This window comes from Novosphingobium sp. Chol11, from assembly GCF_945870625.1.
Classification (GTDB): domain Bacteria; phylum Pseudomonadota; class Alphaproteobacteria; order Sphingomonadales; family Sphingomonadaceae; genus Novosphingobium.
On the sequence record NZ_CAMBTS010000048.1, the window covers coordinates 1 to 19,814 of the forward strand.

Genomic DNA, 19,814 nt, shown 5'->3' on the forward strand with positions numbered 1-19,814 from the left:
AGCACCCGCGGCTTCTGGGTGCGCCAGGCATCAAGCGCCAGCCGCATCGTCAGGGTTTCGGTGGGATACCGTTGGCCCAGCCCCGGATTGACAGGCACACCGCTACGCTTGTCGTTGATGATATAGGGGAAAACGTCCCAGTTGCCGAAGGCCAGCACCTTGCCCGCGAAGGCCGGGCGACGCTGGAGCCATTCGAAGAACGTGACGTTCCGGTTATACTCCGGATCATTGCTGGTGATTTCGGAATCGGCGCGGCCCGTGAAAATCTCGTTGTAGCCGGGATAGGAGAACCACATAGTATTCGCGACGTTGAAGCACTCATTGAGGTCGCGATTGCCGGTCAGCACGCCCTGGCGCGCCACCGTGCCATGCAAAAACGGCATCAGTTCGGCTCCGGGATTCTCGGTCGTCATCCAAGTCTGCACGATGGTCTCTTTGAGGTCGGGCTTGGTATAGTCCTTGTCGATCACCAGCCGCACCTCGGGCCCGCGAAATATGTCCAGCCAGCGGGTGCCGTCCAAGGTGACCAGAATGAGCCGCTGATCACTGGCCGGCGCGGGCTTTGCCTGCAGCGCGGGAGCGGCGAACGCGGCGACAAGAGCGAACATGGCAGCGAAGATTGGGCGCATGACGGCGTCTTCCTTACTAGAATTTCCGGCCCACGCGCAGGCTGATGAAGCGAGGCCTGAGCGGGTAGATCACCACCGAATCCTGCCCGCAGATCGATATGCTGCAGGTTGTGCTGCGCACTTGCTGGGCGCGTTTGTCGAGCACGTTTTCCGCGGAGACGCCCACTGTCCAATTGCCTTGCGCGATCCCGGCGGAGAGATCGAGCGTGGTATAGGGCGGCTGCGTGCCGATCGCGGCGGCATCATCCACATCGAGCGCCGACGTGACCGAGCTCAGATGCAGCACCGAACTTTGCACGTAGGCATCGGTGCGGCCGAGCGGAAACTCATAGCGCGCGGTGGCGGCCAGTTTGAAGCGCGGCGAGCCCGAGAACCGCGTGCCCGCTGGCGCGCGCAGCGCGTTGGCACTGCCCGAGGCGCTGGGCAGCGTGCAATCGAACGTCGGGTTGGTGAACTTGCACAAGTCGGTGCTGAGCGTGGCCTCGACATATGTCCCCGAAGCTTGCAGCGACAGGCCGGGCACCGGCGCCCACGTCGCGTCAGCCTCGATCCCCTTTGATTGCGCGCGGCCGGCATTGACGATGTCGGTGATGCCGTTCTGCTCGCTGGTGACCGAAAACTGCGCCTGGGTAAGCTTTTCAAGGAAAAGCGCGCCGTTGAAGCGCAGCTTGCCCCCGGCCCATGTCGTCTTCCAGCCGATCTCGTAGTTGGTCAGCGATTCAGCGTTATAAGGCGCGGCGGCCGGGCGGCGATTGATGCCGCCGGGGCGGAAACCGGTCGACCACGTGGCATAGACCAGCTTGTTCGGCGCGAGCTTCCAGCTGAGATTGAGCTTGTGGCGCACGCCCGAACCCTTGGCCGTGGCATCGATGTTGTCGCAGGGGCGATTGGCATACTGGCCCACTGTGCCGGGCAGGCAGATCGCCTCGCCCACCGCCGAGCGGGTGCCGTTGAAGCCGAAAAAGCCGATCACGTTGTTGTCGAAGCGATAGACGCGCAGGCCCCCGGTCAGCGTCAACGTAGGCACGATATCGAAGGCGGCTTCGGCAAAGGCGGCATAGTCGCGGTCGGTGCGGAACTGGATGTTGGCGTAGTTAACCCCTGGGCGGCCAGTGACCGACTGCACATCGGCGAGGCCGGGCACGACATAGAGGTTTTCCCAGTTGTTGGTCTGGCGCTGATAAAACAGCCCGGCCACCAACCGCAGGCGATCGCTGGCAGGCGAGGCGATGCGCAGCTCGTGGCTCTGCTTGGTGAACCGTTCGAGCTGGCTGGTGGTCTGCGCCGGGCTGATCAGGCTGCCGTCATTGTTGAAGAAATTGTTGCCGAAATATTCCGGCGTGGCGGCGTAATAGGAATCGTATTGGAAGGCATAGTCCGAGTAATCGGTGGTATACTGCGCGGTACGCTCGAAATATCCACCCGCGTACGTGACATCGAAGCTGCCCAGCTTGCCCTCGATCGCCAATGTAGCTTGCGCCCAGCGGTCCTTTTGCCGCTGGGGCGCATACGTGCTGGTGGCCAGATCGCCGACCGATGGCTTGAACGCGAAAGTGCCGTTCGAGGTCTGCACCTGGCCGGTGCCGCCCAAGGTGACGCTCCAGTCGTCATCGAGATCAACCTTGAGCGCGGCGCGCCCGCCATAAGTATCGCTCTTGTTCTGGTCGCGGCCGATGAGGGCGGAGTTTTCGCGCTCGATTCCCGAGGTCGGATAGGTCTGGCGCGGGGCGAGCACGTTGTCGATGAAGCCGGCATCGTGCTGATAGAAGCCGACCAGACGCAGCGCGACGCGGTTCGACAGCGGAATGTTGAGATAGCTTTCGGCGATTCCGCCCAGCCCGCCATGCGCAACGAAGGTCTGCGTAAGGTCGACCGCGCCGGAAAACGCAGCGGTATCGGGCTTGTTGGTGATGATGCGCAGCGTGCCCGCTTCGCTGCTGGCCCCGAACAGCGTGCCCTGCGGCCCGGCCAGCGCCTCGACCCGGGCGATGTCGTAGACATGGACATCGATATTCGAGCCGATCGTGGTGACCGGCTGTTCATCGAGATAGACGCCGACGGTGGGCAGCGATCCGGTGGACAGGCGATTGCCGTTGGACAGCCCGCGAAAGAATACCTGGGCCTGGCCCGGACCAAAGGAGGTATAGGACAGGCTGGGCAGGAACTTGGCGTAGTCGTTGAACGTGCGGACATTGCGCTCGGCGAGCGCGCTAGTATCGAGCGCCTGGATGGAGAGAGCCACATCCTGCAGCTTTTGTTCGCGCTTTTGCGCGGTGACGACAATTTCGCCGGGCAATTCGCCGGGCAGCGGCACATCCGCCTGCGCCTGCGCCTGCGCCGTAGCCGCCAGCGCGCCGGCGGAAATGCTGGCACCGAGGCTCAACAACCGGTTCAATTTCATCGCAGAAGCCCCCCGAAGTCGTAGTCCCTCTACTGGGCCACAGTGACAGGAAGATTACAAGTGTCTGACGCTGTCTGCCGTGCTCAGCCCACCTGGCGCTGCACCGCCGCCGGGTCATAGATCGGCTGGGCATTCTTGACGGTAACGGCGACGAGGCGGCCGTCATCGTCAAGCTGCAGCGGCTGGGAAAACTCGACGCCCATGCGGTCTTCGCTGCACCAGCGGCAGGTCGCGGTAGCCGAATGGCCATCGGAGAGCTGGATGCGGAAAATCGTGCCCGGCGGCACATCCCAGAGCCCTTCGATCAGCGCCCCGGTCAGCGAGATATTGCGGATCATCGCATCGTAGCGGTGGCCGTCGTGATCGAGATGAACCTTGCGCAGCATGGATTGGCGCGCCGCGCGCGCCGAGCGCGGGCCTTGCGCTATCGCGATCAGGCCGTTGGCCAGCCGCGCGCTTGCCGCGAGCGCGGAGAGCGGGCGCTCATAGATGTAGCCCTGCACATGGCTGCACCCGAGCATGCGGACCAGATCGAGTTCGTCGAGCGTTTCCACGCCCTCGGCAGTGGTTTCCATGCCCAGCGCCTCAGCCAGACTGACAATCGAGGCGATGATCGCACCGTTGCGGCTGCCCGGCTCGGTCGCCCCGCGCACGAACGATTGATCGATCTTGATCTTGTCAAACGGCGCGCGTTTCAAATAGCCGAGCGAGGAATAGCCGGTGCCGAAATCATCGAGCGCGAGGCGCACGCCGATCCCCTTCAGCGCGCGGAACTTCGTCTCGGTATCGGTATCGTCGTTGAGAAACACGCTTTCGGTGATTTCCAGTTCGAGCCGATCAGGCTCCAGCCCCGCATGGGCCAGCGCATTGGTCACCATGCTGGGCAGCGCGACATTGGCAAACTGCAAGGGCGAGACATTGACCGCGACGCGAACATTGCCCGGCCAGGCGGCGATATCGCGGCAGGCGGTGCGCAGCGCCCATTCCCCGATCGCCACGATCAGCCCGGCATCCTCGGCAATCGGCACGAACTTGCCCGGCGAGATAAACCCGTGGGTGTGATGGTTCCAGCGCAGCAGCGCCTCGAAGCCGGTGATCTTCTCGGTCGCGGTCTGCACGACAGGCTGATAATAAAGCTGGAGATCGCCCTGCGAGATCGCGTCGCGCAAGTCTTCTTCGAGCTGGCGGCGCTCTTCGGCATCGCTGTGAAGATCGGCCGCATAGAAATGGTAGCGCCCGCGCCCGCCGTCCTTGGCGGCGTAGAGCGCCAGATCGGCATTGCGGATCAGCGCCTCGCTGGTCACGCCGTCATCGGGCGCGAGCGCGATCCCGACCGAGGCCCCGATCATCACCCGGCTTTCGTCGATGGTATAGGGCTGCGCGAGCGACGCGATGATCTGGCCGGCGAGGATGGCCAGCTGCTCGCGCGCGATCTTGGCGGGCAACAGCACCTGAAACTCGTCTCCGCCGAGCCGTCCGACCCGGCCCATGCTGCCCACGGCGCGCTCAAGCCGCTGCGACACATGCTTGAGCAGCGCATCGCCCGCCGGATGGCCGAGCGTATCGTTAACTTGCTTGAAGCGGTCTAGATCGATCAGGAACACCGCGCAGGCGCGGTTTTGCTCGTTGGGGGCATTGAGGATCTTTTCCAGCGTCTGCGACATCTGAAAGCGATTGGCGAGCCCGGTGAGCGAATCGAAATGCGCCAGCCGCGAGGCGTGTTCCTGTATCCGCCGCTTCTCGGTCAGATCCGCGCCGGAGCCCCGGAAGCCCTGAAAATTGTTGAACGAATCGTAAGTCGGCCGGCCCGTGACCGACCACAGCCGTTCTTCATCGAATGCCGCCGCGCGCATCGGCAATTCGCTGAAGCTGGAGCGCGCGGTGAAATGAAAGGCCAGCGTCCGCTTGCCCTCATCCGCCTTGTCGGCAAGGCTGAATAGCTCGGCAAAGGGCCGCCCGATCAGCTCTTCGACCTTGCAGCCCAGCGTATCGGCCACTGGCCGGGAAATGTAAGTCAGCAAAGTACGGCGGTCGGTTTCCCAGAACCAGCCCTGCCCGGTCTCTTCGTAATCGGCCAGAATCTCCTGAGCGCGGGTGCGAATGCGGGCCATTTCCTCGGCTCTTTGCTGCGCCAGTGCATCGATTTCGCGCTGGCGCATGAAAGCGGCCACGCAGATCGCAGTGCCAAGCCCGAGCGCCAGAAATCCGCTCAGAGTGCCCAGCACGCAGGCGACGCCCGACCACATCGCGACTTGCGAAACCAGCAGGCCGACAAGGCGCCCAGACTCGATCATCATCGCCAGCAACGAGATCGTGATCAGCAGACCTAGGCATGGCAGCCACGGCACCGCGCCGACCGCCGCCCAATAGCCGATGGCGCCGCCATAAAGAAACATCGGCAGACCGATCGCGCCAATCAACAGGACGAAGTGGAAGGTTTTGGGGACCGCGCCGGCGCGCTCAAGCTGGACCAGAAAGCGCGCAAGCAGAACAAGAACGGCGGCGGCCAGCGCGGTCAGCATCGGTGCAAGCGGGTGAAACACGCCGTGGCCAAAGGCGAGCCCGGCCACACCCAGCAGCATCGGCGCCGCCATTTGCGGCCATTCGTCAGCGATCAGGCCTTGATGCGGGTCCCTGATCGGTCCCGCCCGCGGTGCCTCACCGGCCGGGCCACCTGCAGGCCCGCGATCCGCGCGCCGCTGCGTCCGCGCAAAATCGCGCGAGCCAGCCGGCAAAGCAGGCTGCGATTCAGCCTGTGCGGGGGACAATTCGTTCATGGTTTACCATTGGACCGGTTTGCTTTGAAAAACAGTTAAGCCCGAGGAAATGAGCCGGATTAAGGGAAACTTCGCGGCAACATCTCTGGCGGCGCTGTTGCCGCACTTGCGAAGGTGCTAGGAGCGCCTCATCCGCGAAGGAAAACTGGAGGCAAAGTGAGTTCTACGGCAAGTTTTTCCATGATCGGCGGAGCCGGACGGCGCATGCGCGTCGGCCAGTGGCACCCCGCCCCCGCGAAGGCGGCCCATAATGCGCCGCCGCTGGTGATCCTGGCCGGGATCGGGATGAATATCGAGATGCTGGAGCCGCTGGCCTGCCTGCTGCCGGAACGGCACATCATCGGCTTCGATATGCCCGGAATCGGCCAATCTCCAGACCCGGTATTCCCCTATACCATCCCGCAGATCGCGATCACGCTGGCCGCCATGCTCGATCAGATGAAGATCGATCAGGTTGATCTGATGGGCATCAGCTGGGGCGGCGCGGTGGCGCAGCAGTTTGCCTTTCAGCACCGCGCCCGCACCGGCAAACTGGTGCTGGCATCAACTTCGGCAGGCGGCACGATGATCCCGGGCAATCCCTCGCTGCTAAGCCATCTGCTCGATCCGCGCGAATACTCCGCGCCCAAATCGCTGCGGCGCAATCTGGCGATGTTCTACAATGGCGGCGGCACCGAGCGGGTTTCGCTTAACGCAGCCACCGCGCCATCGGTGATTGGCTGGACCTACCAGTTAACCGCGTTTGCCGGCTGGTCGAGCGCGCCGTTCCTGCCTCTCTTGTCCGTGCCGGTCATGATCATGGCGGACGAGGATGATCATCTGATCCCTGTTGCCAACGGCCAGCTACTCCACACGCTCATCCCCGGTGCCGCAATCGCCATTTCGCGCGGCGGCGGGCATTTGTTCATGCTCTCCGATCCGGACCGGTTCACCGCCAGATTGCGCAACTTTCTGGACGACTGACTTGGGCTGCCTCAACGAGCGCGGCGGTTGACGTGCTGTGCAAGCTCTGACTTAATCTTATGCGCCATGATGGTAGCGGCGCACTGCGGGCCAATCCGCAAGTCGCGCCGCGCCAATGCCCCGGGAAACGGCTCAAGAAGCCGCAACATGAGTGAAAAAGAATGACCGTCAAAGCCATCCGCACCGGCACGCCGCCGACGTTTGATACGCTGCACCTTGTCGATCTGCCCGATTGCCCGCCGCCCGGCCCCGGCGAAATCCATGTGCGGCTGCGTGCCTCCTCGCTCAACTATCACGATCTCAATGTCGTCATCGGCGTGCTCAAGGCGGACGCGGGACGCATCCCGATGTCGGACGGCGCGGGCGAAGTGCTGGCGGTCGGCGCAGGCGTTACTGAGTTCAAGCCGGGCGACAGCGTGGTTTCGACCTTTTTCACCGACTGGGACGATGGCGCGCCGCGCGGCACCGGATTTAGCAGCACGCCGGGCGACGGCATCGACGGCTATGCCCGCACCGAAGTGACCGCCCCCGCGCAATGGTTTACGCACGTGCCCATCGGCTATTCGCATGCCGAGGCGGCCACGCTGACTTGCGCCGGCCTCACCGCCTGGCGCGCGCTGTTTGTTGACGATGCCATCAAGCTGGGCTCGACCGTACTGGTGCAAGGCACCGGCGGGGTTTCGATCTTCGCGCTGCAATTCGCCAAGGCCGCCGGGGCCAGAGTGATCGCCACCAGCTCTTCCGAGGCCAAGCTGGAACGGCTGCGCGCGCTCGGCGCGGACGAGACGATCAATTACAAAGCCGACCCTGACTGGGGGACCAAGGTGGTTCAACTCAACGGCGGGCGCGGCGTGGATTGCGTCATCGAAGTTGGCGGTGTCGGCACCCTCGATCAATCGATGATCGCCACCCGTGTGGGCGGCCATGTCGCGCTCATCGGAATTCTGACCGGCGTCGCCGGGCCAGTGCAGACCGTGACGCTGATGCGCAAGAGCCTGCGCGTGCAAGGCATGATCGTGGGCAGCCGCGCGCAGCAGTTGGCGATGATCGCGGGCATCAATGCCAGCGGCATCCGCCCGGTGATCAGCGACCACTTCGCGCTGGCGGACCTTGGCGCGGCTTTTCACCATCAAGCTAGCGGCGCACACTTCGGCAAGATCGTGATCGATATCTGATTACGCGGCCCGGCGGGTTTGTGAGTGCGCCGGGGCATCGGCGGGTTCGAGCGTGAAATGGCCAACCAGCGTCGCGGTTCGATCCGCCCCGTTGGCAAGATTGCGCGACGCAGCGGTGGCCTCTTCGACCATGGCCGCATTCTGCTGCGTCATGATATCCAGTTCGCGCACCGTTTCACGGACATTGCCAATATTGCTCGCCTGAATGCCCGCAGCCAACGCAATCTTGCTGGCCAGTTCAGCGATTTCGCCGACTTTGCCGACGATCCGAGCGAACGTATCGCCGGTCTGGCCGACAAGCGCGACCCCGCGCTCGACTTGCGCAGAACTCTGGCTGATCAGGGTCTTGATATCGAGCGCTGCATCTGCCGAGCGCTGCGCCAGGGCGCGCACTTCGGTCGCGACCACAGCAAAGCCGCGCCCTGCTTCGCCCGCGCGGGCGGCTTCGACGCCGGCATTGAGCGCGAGCAGGTTCGTCTGAAAGGCAATGCCATCGATGACTGCGATAATCTTGCCAATCTCCTGCGCTGAACGATGGATATCGTTCATCGCGCCCACCGCTTGATCAACCACCGCGCCGCCATCACGCGCATCGCCATGCGCCTGCTGCACCGAACCATGCATGTGGGCGGCATCGCGCGCGGTGCTGCTGACACTTTCCGCAAGCCCGGTCATTGCCGCCGAGGTATCTTGGAGACTGGCGGCCTGCTGCTCGGTGCGGCGGGAAAGATCATCCGAAGCCTGCCGAATTTCCTGGGCACCGATCTCGACCGTCTTGGACGTATCCGCAACTTCTGTCAACGCGGAGCTGACTTTGACCCGCATCGTTTCAAAATCATCATGAATGGCTTGATAGCCTTCGGGCAAAGCGGCGAGCGGGACCGCAAAATTGCCTTCGGTCATGCGGCGTAAGGCTTGGCCAAGCGCTTCGGTCACCTTCTCGCGCGATTCCTGCTCAGCATCAAAGTAGGTTCCGAGCGCGACCTCCATGTCGAGCAGCGCCATTTTCAGCATGGAGCCAATGGCGCGGGCGGTGCGGCGCCCGAGCGGGCCGAACGACTGGCGCAGCACATCGACGACAACATCATCGAGCGCCGAGGCGTAGGCGCCGATGTACCACTGCGGCGCAAGCCCGATGCGCGCATGAATGCGACCAACTTTTTGTGCACTGTCGAAATAGCTGGACTCGGCATGGCCCGCGAACATCGCCGCCCAATGCTCGATTTGCTTTTGCCGGGCATGCGCCATCATGGCTTTCGAGGTGAACATGCTGACGGTCTCAGGCGTGCTTTCGATCCGCGCGTAAAGGCGATCAAGCGCAGCGGGCGCGGCACGCGCCATCGAACGTCCAACCACGCCAAAGCGCCCGAAATCATCAGGACCGATATTGAAGAAGGCTAGCTTGGTGTCGATTTCCTGCTGATCCATGGTTCCGCTGCTTTCGCTTGTTCTCAAGCTCCAGAAGGTAAACCCGCGTCGTCAAGATCACCTGATTTTGCCCATAAGGACAAACACGAAGTCGCGGCAGAGGCCATGGCGCAAACTACTCGCGTTGGCCGCCACCCTGGCCTCACCTGCTGCAAGACCAGCAGCCGCTAAGCTTCAAACCGGCGGCGGAATCAGGCCGATTGATTTGAGCACCAGCGCCTGCGCCAGCATGACGGCGAGCCAATGTGCGCAATCGGCCGCGATCGGCCGCCACGCCTGCGCGCGCGCGCGCTGCGTGACAATGAGCGCGGGGGCGACGAAACCGAGCCAGATGACGAACGCGGAGCCGAGCGCCATCGTCCAAGCGCCCGCTTTGGGCGGGGCGAGGATCAACGCACCCGCGAGGATCGAGCAGAGCCAGAATTCACCGATGAACGCAGTTGCCGCAAGCGTGACCGGCCCGACCGTGCCGCGCCGGGGCCAGTACACGGCGGCGCTGATGCATAAGCCCGCGCAAGTGGCGAGCAGGATCGGCAGGACATTGAGAACGATGTAGATCATGCCGCGCCCCCGATCAGCGCGGCGTCATCAGACCCGCATCGGCATCAGGACATAGAGCGCGGGCGATTTGTCGTCCTTGCGGATCAAGGTCGGCGCACCGGCATCGGCCAGATGCAGTTCGACCGTGCCGCCGTCAATCTGGCTGAGGATGTCCTTGAGATAATTGGCGTTGAAACCGATCTCGAAGCCCGATGCGCTGTATTCGGCGGCGATCTCTTCGGCGGCGGTGCCGTTATCGGGGCTCGTGACCGAGAGCGTGACCTTGTCGTTCTCGAGCGCCATCTTCACCGCGCGGGTTTTTTCAGTGGCGATGGTCGCGACGCGGTCAACCCCTTCGAAGAAGCTGCGCGGATCGAGCCGCAGCAGCTTGTCGTTGCCGGTCGGGATCACGCGGCTATAGTCGGGGAAAGTTCCGTCGATCAGCTTGCTGGTGAGCACCACGCCGTACTCGCCGCCCAAAGTGAAGCGCACTTTGCTGGCCGAAAGATCGACCAGCACGTTGGTATCGAGCACGTCTTCGAGCAGCTTGCGCAGTTCGCCCACGCATTTGCGCGGCACGATCACATCGGGCATCGCCTCGGCCCCCTCGGGGCGCGGGATGGTGTAGCGCGCAAGGCGGTGACCGTCGGTCGCGGCGGCTTTAAGCACATCATCGACCACATGGAGGAAAATGCCGTTGAGATAGTAGCGCGTTTCCTCGGTCGAAATCGCAAAGCGCGTGCGGTCAATGAGTTCGGCCAGCGTGCGCGCCGGAATCTCGAAGCTGGTGGGCAGATCGCCCTCAACGATCATCGGGAAATCGTCGCGCGGCAATGTCGGCAGCTGGAACCGGCTGCGGTTCGCCTTGACCACCATGCGGTTGTCGGCGGTTTCCAGACTGACCTCGCTGCCATCGGCCAGTTTGCGCGCGATATCGAACAAGAGATGCGCCGAAACGGTGATCGCGCCGGGCACATCGACCGATTTGGCGGGCATCGATTCGATGATCTGCAAATCAAGATCGGTGGCCAGCAGCCACACACTGCCATTGGCCGAAGCCTCGATCAGCACGTTGGAGAGGATCGGGATCGTGTTGCGGCGTTCGACCACCGATTGCACGTGGGAGAGGCAGCGCAGCAGGGTGGCGCGTTCGATGGTGGCCTTCATGCTCGTCTCAAATCCCCCAGCGAGGCCGCCCGCGCGGGCGGCCCGAGATGTCTCAGCAGCGCCCGCAAGCCCGGAATCGCCCGTAAAAGGTTGCAGTTCGGACCATCTTCCTTAACGCACCCGGCAAGGCGAGCAAGCGCAACTGCATATGGCTTCCGCGAAGCTGTGCATAAATGGCAGAAATGCGCCCGAATGCGCTCTCAATCAAAGGCGCGCTGGCCGGTCATCATCTGCGCGGTCGCCACGATCCACGCCTTGATCAGGCCCCAGCCGACAGGCGTGACCTTGGCCGGATCGGTGCCGGCCTCGGCCAAAGCCATGGATACGCGGCGCAAATCCCCGGCGGTGACTTTCTCCGCCGGATTGTTGGCATTGCCCGGCCCGATATCGAGCGCGCGGTCAATCAAACCAGCGGAAATCCGCTCATCCGCCAGCCGCACGTCCAGCGCATCGCGCGCCATGCGGCCCAGCGTGTATTCGAAGTAGGCGGAACGTTCCTTGGCGTTCAGAAACTGATCATCAGCGCAGCGATCGACCAAAGCCTGCAAAGCATCGGTTGCGGGCTTGTCCTTGTCAGGGTCCGCCGCCAGCACGACATCGGCCAGCCGGTCATCAAGTTGCGGCGGCGCGGCCTTGATCGCGCAGGCGAGCGCTTCGGGCGAGCGCGCTTGCGCTGCGCCGGGAAGCGCGCTCAGCGCTAGAATGGCGGGCAGCCAGCGCATAGCTTAGCTCAGCATCGCCATGCCGCCGTTGACGTGCAAAGTCTGCCCGGTGATGTAGCTGGCCTCGCGGCTGGCGAGATAGGCCACCGCCGCGCCGATATCGCCGCCCTCGCCCATGCGGCCCATCGGGATGCGGGCGTTGAGCGCGTCCTTCTGGGCATCGGGCAGCCCATCGGTCATCGCGGTGCGGATGAAGCCGGGGGCGACGCAGTTGACCGTGATGCCCCGGCTGGCGAGTTCCTGCGCCATGCTTTTGGACATGCCGACGAGGCCCGCCTTGGCCGCGGCATAGTTGGCCTGGCCCGGATTGCCGGTCGCGCCGACCACGCTGGTGATCGAGACGATGCGGCCGAAGCGCGCCTTCATCATCGGCCGGGAGGCCGCGCGCATCAGGCGAAATGCGGCTTCGAGGTTGACCCGGATCACCGCGTCCCATTCCTCGTCCTTCATCCGCATCGACAGGTTATCCCGCGTTATCCCAGCGTTGTTCACAAGGATATCCACTTTGCCCATGGTATCGATGGCGGCGGGGATAAGGTGCTCGACCTGCTCGGTATTCGACAGATCGCATGTGATCTCGACATGATCGCCGCGCTCGCGCGCGCCGTAGCTGTCGTTCAATTCCTCGCGAAACGCGCGCAATTTCGCAGGGTTCGTGCCCGAAATCGCCAGCCGCGCGCCCTGCCGCGCCAGCGCATGGCTGATCGCGGAGCCAATACCGCCCGCCGCCCCCGTCACCAGCGCGGTCATCCCGGTAAGATCGAACATGGGGTGTTCCATAGCTTAAATCTCCTTCAGCAACGCCTCGATATCGGCCATCTCGGTCACGCTGGTGACGTGCGCTTCGGCGACGGATCGGGTGATCATTGGGCCAAGGACTTTTGCGCCGAGTTCGATGAAGCGCTCGGTGCCGGCTTCACCCAGCGCGATCATGCTTTCGCGCCAGCGCACACGGCCGGTTACTTGCTCGACCAGCAGGCGCTGCACCTGCGCCGGATCGGTGACCAGTGCGGCGGTGACGTTGGCAATCAACGCAACGCGCAGCGCCCCCGGCGGAGTTTGCGCCAGCGCCTGCGCCATCGCATCGGCGGCGGGCTGCATCAATGCGCAGTGAAACGGCGCGGAGACTTTCAGCATCATGCCGCGCTTGATCCCGAAATCCTTGACCATCGCGGCGGCGCGTTCGATCGCGGCAAGGTGGCCCGACAGCACGACCTGGCCCGGATCGTTGTCATTGGCGATGGCGCAGACTTGCGGCGGTTCGCCCGCGACCGGGCTTTGCGCCGCCGCTTCGGCAAGCTTGGCCGCGCTGGCGATATCGGCCCCAAGCAGCACGCACATCGCGCCCGCGCCTTCCGGCACTGCCGCCTGCATCGCTTGCCCGCGCAGCTTCAGCAGCCGCGCGGTGTCTGCCAGCGAAAACGCCCCCGCAGCGCAAAGCGCCGTGTATTCGCCCAGGCTGTGCCCGGCGACGAACTCGACCTTGTCGGCCATCGCGATGCCGCCCTCGCGTTCGAGCACGCGCAGCACCGCCATGGCATTGGCCATGATCGCGGACTGGGCATTTTCGGTAAGCATCAGAACGTCTTCCGGGCCGTCCTTCATGATCTGAAAGAGCTTTTGCCCCAGCGCCTCGTCTACTTCCTCGAACACCTCGCGCGCTGCCGCGCTGGCAAGCGCAAGCTGCGCGCCCATACCCTGTTTCTGGGTGCCTTGTCCGGGAAAGACGAATGCGCGCATCGTGTAACCTTATTGTAGCGTTGAGCGCGCGCCCTATGCCCCGGCGCGGCGAGTGGCAAGCCCGAATGGCACGATCTTGTTCATGGTGTCATGCCCGATATCGGCGCGCCCAAGATAGCGGATGCCGCTGCGCGCGCACCAATGGCGGACCATTTCCTCGGGCTCGGCCCCGAACGGGCGGTCGTTTTCGGGCACATCGCTGATCCGGCCAAGGCGCAAACCGGCAATGCCCATCGGCCCCAGATGCGCGGTAACATGAAACAGCAGCCGATCGACCGCATAGAGGTATTCGCTCACTTCCTCGATCATGACCACATGGCCGGAAAGATCGGGCATCAGCGGCGTGCCCGCCAGCATGGCGAGCGTCATCAGGTTGAAGGCCGCTGCCGGGGTCTCGTCCAGCGATGGCTCAAGCCCGCCTTGCTCGCCCGCGAGCCAGCCCAACGTGCGCAGCACCGCCGCCTCGCCGCCCACGCGGCGGATATCGGCGGGCATCGGCGCGTGAACCGGCTGGCCGATGCGCGCGGCGGCAAGCGCCGCGAGCATCGTGCCCGCGTCGGAATAGCCGAGATAGGCCTTGGCGCGCGCTATAGCGCCCTGCCCCGCCCGATGGCCCGACCCAAGGCCCGCCACGACGTCAGCCGCAATGCGCACCGCGCCGTAGCCGCCCCGCGCAAACCACACGGCATCGCAGGCCGGATCATTCGCGCAATCAAGGAACGCGCCGAGGCGCAGGGCATCGGGCCCGGCAAAGTGGCCCTCGCTGGCGAAGCACTGCTCGTGAAAGCTCAAGGTAATGCCCGGATAGTGCGCCGCTGCCAACGCGCAGACGGCAGCCGCATCTTCGCGGGAAAACGGCGCGGATGGCGCGCAGATCGCAACACGGGTCATCGCCGCAGCATTAAGCACGTCGCGGCCGGTTGCGCCAGTCAAGCGCAGGTCTGGACTGATTTGCCACATCCTGTAGGGCGACAATGCCCGAGCCGGGGTGCGCGAACATGAAGGCCCGCAATGCCGTCGACCGATCTTACCATGCAGCCCTGGTTCTTTTGCGGCATCGGCGGATCGGGCATGCTGCCGCTCGCGCTGATCCTGCGCGGGCAAGGCGCGATGGTCGCAGGCTCTGACCGCAGCCGCGAGGCTGGCCGCACGCCGGAGAAATTTGCCTGGCTCGAAAGCCTGGGCATCAAGATGGTTCCGCAGGACGGCAGCGGCATTGAATCGCCCATGCAGATACTGGTCGCCTCCGCCGCTGTGGAAGATACCGTCCCCGAGGTCGTCCGCGCCAAGGCGATCGGCGCGGTGCGGATGAGCCGCGCAGAATTGCTGGCCAGGCTGTTCAACGCCGCGCCGCAAGGCATTGCCGTGGGCGGCACCAGCGGCAAATCGACAGTCACCGGCATGCTTGGCTGGATCATGACCGCGGCAGGCCGCGATCCCACGATCATGAACGGCGCGGTGATGAAAAACTTCGTCAACGCCGACGCGCCGTTTGCCTCAGCCCGCGTAGGCAGCGGCGACGCGTTCGTCTCCGAAGTGGATGAGAGCGACGGCTCGATCGCGCTCTATCGACCGGCGGTCGCGGTGCTCAATAATGTCAGCCTCGATCACAAGAGCCTGGAGGAATTGCGCGCGCTGTTTGGCGATTTCCTCGCCCGCGCCGGGGTTGCCGTGGTCAATAGCGACGATCCGGAAAGCGCCGCCTTGCTGTCGCGCGCCGCGAAAGCGCTTACCTTCGGCTTCGGCGCTGCGGCGCAAATCTCGGTCTTGCCCGAAAGCGTGGCGGAGAGCGCGACCACGGTCCGCGCGGCGGTGATCGACCGGCGCGATGATGCGGTCTATCCGCTGAGCCTGCAAATCCCGGGGCGGCACAATCTGGCCAATGCGCTGGCCGCGTTGGCCGGGGCGAGCGCGGCGGGGGTGCCAATGGCCGCTGCTGTGACGGCGCTGGCCTCGTTCATGGGCCTTGCGCGCCGGTTCGACATTGTCGGCACTAGCGCAAGCGGGATCACTGTGATCGATGATTTTGGGCACAACCCGGAAAAGATCGCCGCTACGCTCGCCACACTGAGGGCACATCCCGGCCGCGTCATCGCGTTTTTCCAGCCGCATGGCTATGGCCCGCTGCGCCAGATGGGCGCGGAACTGGCAGCGGTGCTGGCGTCACGGTTGGGGCCGGAGGACATCGCGATCTTGTGCGATCCGGTTTATTTCGGCGGCACGGTCGATCGCGCGGTGAGCAGCGAACACATCACCGCGATGATCAACGATCTTGGCGGCCATGCCGAACATCTGGCCGAGCGCGCCGATTGCGCCATGCGGATCATCGCTTTGGCGCGGCCCGGGGACCGGATTGTGATTATGGGCGCGCGTGATGACACGCTGGCCCAATTCGCCCGCGATCTGCTCGCACAGGTGCCTTGAACCCGATCGGGCAGCAGCAATGGCTTATTTTACCGTAAGCGTTGCACACGTAATCAGACGCACATGCCTCAATCAATATTGAAACAGATGCTTCCCTAAAAACGTCTCCGACTTCTGCGGCTCTATCAAGAGCGCGATGGCGATTAGGGATTGCATATGACTATCAGCAGCAAAGGCAAGTCCGGCGGGACGATCATCGCCGGCGTTTTGATCACAACATTCGTGCTTATCGGTCTGGGCCTGAGCCAGATCAGGGTCGGCGGACCGGTCTATGGTTCGCTCGACAGGATCAGCAGCTTCACCGCCGATATCCTGCCGCCCCCGCTCTATGTGGTCGAGCCGATGCTCGAAGTTTCGCAAGTGATGAACAATGCCGGATCGCTCAAGCAGACCAAACAGAACCTTGCCTCGCTTGAGACGGCCTATCGCGTCAGCGCCAAGCGCTGGGCTTCGGACGAGCTCGATCCCGTGCTCGCGCAGGAATTGAAGAACGGCGCGCAGCGCGAAGGCGATCTGTTCTGGGACGAAATCGATACCGCGCTCTTGCCCGCGCTCGAACGCGGTGATGGCGGCGCCGCCGCGCAGAGCTTTGCCAAAGTGCAGGGCATCTATGGCAAGCACCGCGCCGCCATCGTCGCGCTGAGCGAGCACGCCAACGCCTTGCGCACGCAGATGACCGACGCCAGCATGACCACAGTCTGGCTGGTCATTGCCGGAATGGCGGCTGCCGCGCTGCTCTCGGTCGGCCTGGTGTTCGTCGCAATCCGTTTGTTGATGCAGGTTGTGCTCGATCCGCTGGCAGAGACCGCCAGAACCATGTCGCACATGGCCGCCGGGCAGCTCGATGTTGGCCAAACCACCGAGCACCGCGCCGACGAAATCGGCGACGCCACTCGCGCGATCGAGGTTTTCCGTGCTTCTGCAAAAGCGCAAAGGCAAAACGCCGCGCAGCAGAAGCAGGTTGTCGAAACGCTGGCCAGCGCGCTCGACCGGCTTGCGGACGGCGACCTTGCGCACCGCATTTCAGACCCGCTGGCAGACGAATATGAAGCGCTTCGCCGCGCCTACAACGATGCCGTCACCCGCCTTGACCGCGCGCTGGCGCAAGTTGCGCGCTCTGCACGCAACGTCACCATTGGCGCGGCCGAAATCCGCAGCGCTTCGGAAGACCTGGCAAACCGCAACGCTTTGCAGTCTTCGAGCCTCGAAGAATCGAGCAATTCGATGCGGCAGGTCACAGATCTCATCGCCGAGACGGCGGTGCGCACCCGTGAGGTGCAGTCGGTCATCGGGCTTGCCACTACCGAGGCACAAAATGGCGGTGAAGTGGTCAATGATGCGGTCTCGGCGATGGCGGCCATCGAGCGATCATCGCAGGAAATCAGCCAGATCATCGATCTCATCGACAGCATCGCCTTCCAGACCAATCTGCTGGCGCTGAACGCCGGAGTCGAGGCGGCGCGGGCTGGCGAAGCCGGGCGCGGCTTTGCCGTGGTGGCCACCGAAGTGCGCGCGCTGGCGCAGCGATCGGCCGATGCGGCCGGCAATATCAAGACCCTGATCGCCACCAGCACCCGCGAAGTGGCGAGCGGCGTGACGTTGGTCGGCAATGCCGGGCATGTGCTGAAAGGGTTGGTCGACCGGGTGCGCGGTGTGTCCTCGCTGGTCACCGAGATTGCCGACGACGCAACCAGCCAGGCATCCAGCCTCGACCGGATCAGCACGGCGGTGGGCGACATGGACCGCATGACCCAGCATAACGCCGCCATGGTCGAGGAAAGCACGGCGGCGGCGCGGTCACTCGCCTCCGAAGCCAATGGCCTTTCGGCGCTGGTGGTACATTTCAAGACCACTGAGACCGGCGAAAGCCAGATGCAGCGCCGTCTTGCCGCGTGATCGCCGCAAGAAAGCGTGCCGCCGCGCGGGGTCGGCCAAGCGTTTAGCTTGCGTTTCGCAGGCTTTTTGACTAACGGCGAGCGCTCCGGCTTGGAGCTTGCTTCATGCGGGATGCTTATGGCGCATCCGGCGCTGTGGGCACAGCGGCCCTTTTGGCCCGCGCGCGCATGGTGCGTCGTGCGGAGAAAGACCGGCGGAAACAACCGCCTGGCCGGAAACATAGCATGCAGGATACTGAAAACTAATGGCTTCATCCCCAACGCGCGACGATTTCGCCGCGATGCTCGACGAATCGCTGGGCGGCAGCTCGGACGGTGGCTTTGAAGGCCGCGTCGTCAAAGGTACCGTTACCGCGATCGAGAACGACAAGGCCGTCATCGACGTCGGCCTCAAGAGCGAAGGCCGCGTTCCCTTGCGCGAATTCGCCATGCCGGGGCAGGCCCACGGCCTCTCGGTCGGCGATGAAGTAGAAGTCTATGTCGACCGCGTTGAAAATTCCGACGGCGAAGCGATGCTCAGCCGTGACCGCGCCCGCCGCGAAGCCGCGTGGGACAAGCTGGAAAGCGAATTTGGCGAAGGCAAGCGAGTCGACGGCGTGATCTTCGGCCGCGTCAAGGGCGGCTTCACCGTCGATCTCGATGGCGCCGTGGCGTTTCTTCCCGGCAGCCAGGTCGATATCCGCCCGGTGCGCGATGTCGGCCCGCTGATGGACATTCCGCAGCCCTTCCAGATCCTCAAAATGGACCGCCGCCGCGGCAATATCGTGGTATCGCGCCGCGCCGTGCTCGAAGAAACTCGCGCCGAGCAGCGTTCGGGCCTGATCCTGAACCTCAAGGAAAACCAGATCATCGACGGCGTGGTCAAGAACATCACCGATTACGGTGCGTTCGTTGATCTGGGCGGCATCGACGGCCTGCTCCATGTCACCGACATGAGCTACAAGCGCGTCAACCACCCGAGCGAAGTGATCGCCATCGGCGACACGGTGAAGGTGCAGATCATCCGCATCAATCAGGATACCCAGCGCATCAGCCTGGGCATGAAGCAGCTGGAAAGCGATCCGTGGGACGGCGTTGTCGCCAAGTATCCGGTCGGCGCACGGCTCAGCGGCATGGTCACCAACATCACCGAGTACGGCGCATTTGTCGAAATCGAGGCCGGCATCGAAGGGCTGGTCCACGTTTCGGAAATGTCGTGGACCAAGAAGAACGTCCATCCCGGCAAGATCGTCTCGACCAGCCAGGAAGTCGAAGTGCTGGTGCTCGAAGTCGACAGCGACAAGCGCCGCATCAGCCTTGGCCTCAAGCAGGCGCAGCAGAACCCATGGGAAGGCTTTGCCGAGAAGCACCCGGTCGGTTCGACCGTGGAAGGCGAAGTCAAGAACGCGACCGAGTTTGGCCTGTTCATCGGGCTCGACGGCGATGTCGATGGCATGGTCCACATGTCGGATATCGCTTGGGGCATCTCGGGCGAGGACGCGCTGGCGCTGCACCGCAAGGGCGAGCAGGTTACGGCCGTCGTGCTCGACGTCGATGTCGAGAAAGAGCGCATCAGCCTTGGCATGAAGCAGCTTGAGAAGGGCGCACCGGCCGCTGGCGGCGTTTCGGAAAGCAGCAGCGAAAGCCTGCGCCGCGGCGAAGTGATCACAGTGACCGTGCTCGAAGTGCGCGATGGCGGGCTCGAAGTTCAGGCCGGCGACGATGGTGCCACCGGCTTCATCAAGCGCTCGGATCTGGGCCGCGACCGCGACGAACAGCGTTCGGACCGGTTCCAGGTCGGGCAGAAGCTCGATGCCATGGTCACCGGCTTCGATCGCTCGAAGAAGCCCAACTTCTCGGTCAAGGCCCGTCAGCTGGCCGAAGAGAAGGAAGCTGTCGAGCAGTTCGGCTCCTCCAACGCCGGTGCCTCGCTCGGCGACATCCTGGGCGCCGCGCTCAAAGCCAAGCAGTAAG

Annotated in this window: 15 protein-coding genes; 5 read left to right on the forward strand and 10 right to left on the reverse strand. The window is 63.9% G+C overall.

Annotated features, from left to right (window positions below):
- From Q0O40_RS09350 to Q0O40_RS09360, 3 genes are all read right to left on the reverse strand, one after another.
- Window positions 1-629: hypothetical protein (locus Q0O40_RS09350; RefSeq protein WP_295528973.1), on the reverse strand; the 629-nt coding region annotated here is incomplete at its 3' end.
- Window positions 630-645: 16 nt separating this feature from the next.
- On the reverse strand, window positions 646-3,030 hold the full coding sequence (locus Q0O40_RS09355; protein WP_295528975.1) for a TonB-dependent receptor: 2,385 nt from the start codon (window positions 3,028-3,030) through the stop codon (window positions 646-648).
- 83 nt (window positions 3,031-3,113) lie between these two features.
- Window positions 3,114-5,807 carry an EAL domain-containing protein gene (locus Q0O40_RS09360; RefSeq protein ID WP_295528977.1) on the reverse strand — a complete coding sequence of 898 codons (2,694 nt, stop codon included), beginning with the start codon at window positions 5,805-5,807 and terminating at the stop codon, window positions 3,114-3,116.
- 156 nt (window positions 5,808-5,963) lie between these two features.
- Between Q0O40_RS09360 and Q0O40_RS09365 the strand changes: the two genes are divergently transcribed.
- Window positions 5,964-6,770 carry an alpha/beta hydrolase gene (locus tag Q0O40_RS09365; protein WP_295528979.1) on the forward strand — a complete coding sequence of 269 codons (807 nt, stop codon included), beginning with the start codon at window positions 5,964-5,966 and terminating at the stop codon, window positions 6,768-6,770.
- Window positions 6,771-6,931: 161 nt separating this feature from the next.
- Window positions 6,932-7,945, forward strand: a complete 1,014-nt coding sequence (locus tag Q0O40_RS09370; protein WP_295528981.1) for an NAD(P)-dependent alcohol dehydrogenase — start codon at window positions 6,932-6,934, stop codon at window positions 7,943-7,945.
- Here the strand turns inward: Q0O40_RS09370 and Q0O40_RS09375 are convergent, their stop codons facing one another.
- From Q0O40_RS09375 to Q0O40_RS09405, 7 genes are all read right to left on the reverse strand, one after another.
- Window positions 7,946-9,373 carry a globin-coupled sensor protein gene (locus tag Q0O40_RS09375; protein ID WP_295528983.1) on the reverse strand — a complete coding sequence of 476 codons (1,428 nt, stop codon included), beginning with the start codon at window positions 9,371-9,373 and terminating at the stop codon, window positions 7,946-7,948.
- Between the two features lie 174 nt (window positions 9,374-9,547).
- A complete protein-coding gene (locus Q0O40_RS09380) occupies window positions 9,548-9,934 on the reverse strand; it encodes a DUF1761 domain-containing protein (protein WP_295528984.1) in 387 nt (128 codons plus the stop codon).
- A gap of 27 nt (window positions 9,935-9,961) precedes the next feature.
- On the reverse strand, window positions 9,962-11,080 hold the full coding sequence (dnaN, locus tag Q0O40_RS09385; protein WP_295528986.1) for a DNA polymerase III subunit beta: 1,119 nt from the start codon (window positions 11,078-11,080) through the stop codon (window positions 9,962-9,964).
- 200 nt (window positions 11,081-11,280) lie between these two features.
- Complete coding sequence (locus Q0O40_RS09390) at window positions 11,281-11,802, reverse strand: hypothetical protein (RefSeq protein ID WP_295528988.1); 522 nt, start codon at window positions 11,800-11,802, stop codon at window positions 11,281-11,283.
- A 3-nt stretch (window positions 11,803-11,805) separates the two neighbouring features.
- Window positions 11,806-12,570 (reverse strand): 3-oxoacyl-[acyl-carrier-protein] reductase, encoded by a 765-nt coding sequence (gene fabG, locus Q0O40_RS09395; protein ID WP_295528998.1) that lies wholly within the window; start codon window positions 12,568-12,570, stop codon window positions 11,806-11,808.
- A 15-nt stretch (window positions 12,571-12,585) separates the two neighbouring features.
- Window positions 12,586-13,542 carry an ACP S-malonyltransferase gene (locus Q0O40_RS09400; protein ID WP_295528990.1) on the reverse strand — a complete coding sequence of 319 codons (957 nt, stop codon included), beginning with the start codon at window positions 13,540-13,542 and terminating at the stop codon, window positions 12,586-12,588.
- Between the two features lie 33 nt (window positions 13,543-13,575).
- Complete coding sequence (locus Q0O40_RS09405; protein ID WP_295528992.1) at window positions 13,576-14,433, reverse strand: LD-carboxypeptidase; 858 nt, start codon at window positions 14,431-14,433, stop codon at window positions 13,576-13,578.
- Between the two features lie 120 nt (window positions 14,434-14,553).
- Here Q0O40_RS09405 and Q0O40_RS09410 point away from each other — a divergent pair, with 120 nt between their 5' ends.
- From Q0O40_RS09410 to rpsA, 3 genes are all read left to right on the forward strand, one after another.
- Window positions 14,554-15,966 carry a Mur ligase family protein gene (locus Q0O40_RS09410; protein WP_295528993.1) on the forward strand — a complete coding sequence of 471 codons (1,413 nt, stop codon included), beginning with the start codon at window positions 14,554-14,556 and terminating at the stop codon, window positions 15,964-15,966.
- Between the two features lie 156 nt (window positions 15,967-16,122).
- Complete coding sequence (locus Q0O40_RS09415) at window positions 16,123-17,862, forward strand: methyl-accepting chemotaxis protein (protein ID WP_295528994.1); 1,740 nt, start codon at window positions 16,123-16,125, stop codon at window positions 17,860-17,862.
- A gap of 244 nt (window positions 17,863-18,106) precedes the next feature.
- Window positions 18,107-19,813 carry a 30S ribosomal protein S1 gene (gene rpsA / locus Q0O40_RS09420; RefSeq protein WP_295528996.1) on the forward strand — a complete coding sequence of 569 codons (1,707 nt, stop codon included), beginning with the start codon at window positions 18,107-18,109 and terminating at the stop codon, window positions 19,811-19,813.
- The last annotated feature ends 1 nt before the right edge of the window (window position 19,814 follow it).

What these genes read in the sequence shown, in the direction of transcription:
- Q0O40_RS09355 (WP_295528975.1), bottom strand. Translation starts at nt 3,030, where the DNA reads ATGAAATTGAACCGGTTGTTGAGCCTCGGTGCCAGCATTTCCGCCGGC.
- Q0O40_RS09360 (WP_295528977.1), bottom strand. Translation starts at nt 5,807, where the DNA reads ATGAACGAATTGTCCCCCGCACAGGCTGAATCGCAGCCTGCTTTGCCG.
- Q0O40_RS09370 (WP_295528981.1), top strand. Translation starts at nt 6,932, where the DNA reads ATGACCGTCAAAGCCATCCGCACCGGCACGCCGCCGACGTTTGATACG.
- Q0O40_RS09375 (WP_295528983.1), bottom strand. Translation starts at nt 9,373, where the DNA reads ATGGATCAGCAGGAAATCGACACCAAGCTAGCCTTCTTCAATATCGGT.
- Q0O40_RS09380 (WP_295528984.1), bottom strand. Translation starts at nt 9,934, where the DNA reads ATGATCTACATCGTTCTCAATGTCCTGCCGATCCTGCTCGCCACTTGC.
- dnaN (WP_295528986.1), bottom strand. Translation starts at nt 11,080, where the DNA reads ATGAAGGCCACCATCGAACGCGCCACCCTGCTGCGCTGCCTCTCCCAC.
- Q0O40_RS09390 (WP_295528988.1), bottom strand. Translation starts at nt 11,802, where the DNA reads ATGCGCTGGCTGCCCGCCATTCTAGCGCTGAGCGCGCTTCCCGGCGCA.
- fabG (WP_295528998.1), bottom strand. Translation starts at nt 12,570, where the DNA reads ATGTTCGATCTTACCGGGATGACCGCGCTGGTGACGGGGGCGGCGGGC.
- Q0O40_RS09400 (WP_295528990.1), bottom strand. Translation starts at nt 13,542, where the DNA reads ATGCGCGCATTCGTCTTTCCCGGACAAGGCACCCAGAAACAGGGTATG.
- Q0O40_RS09405 (WP_295528992.1), bottom strand. Translation starts at nt 14,433, where the DNA reads ATGACCCGTGTTGCGATCTGCGCGCCATCCGCGCCGTTTTCCCGCGAA.
- Q0O40_RS09410 (WP_295528993.1), top strand. Translation starts at nt 14,554, where the DNA reads ATGCCGTCGACCGATCTTACCATGCAGCCCTGGTTCTTTTGCGGCATC.
- Q0O40_RS09415 (WP_295528994.1), top strand. Translation starts at nt 16,123, where the DNA reads ATGACTATCAGCAGCAAAGGCAAGTCCGGCGGGACGATCATCGCCGGC.
- rpsA (WP_295528996.1), top strand. Translation starts at nt 18,107, where the DNA reads ATGGCTTCATCCCCAACGCGCGACGATTTCGCCGCGATGCTCGACGAA.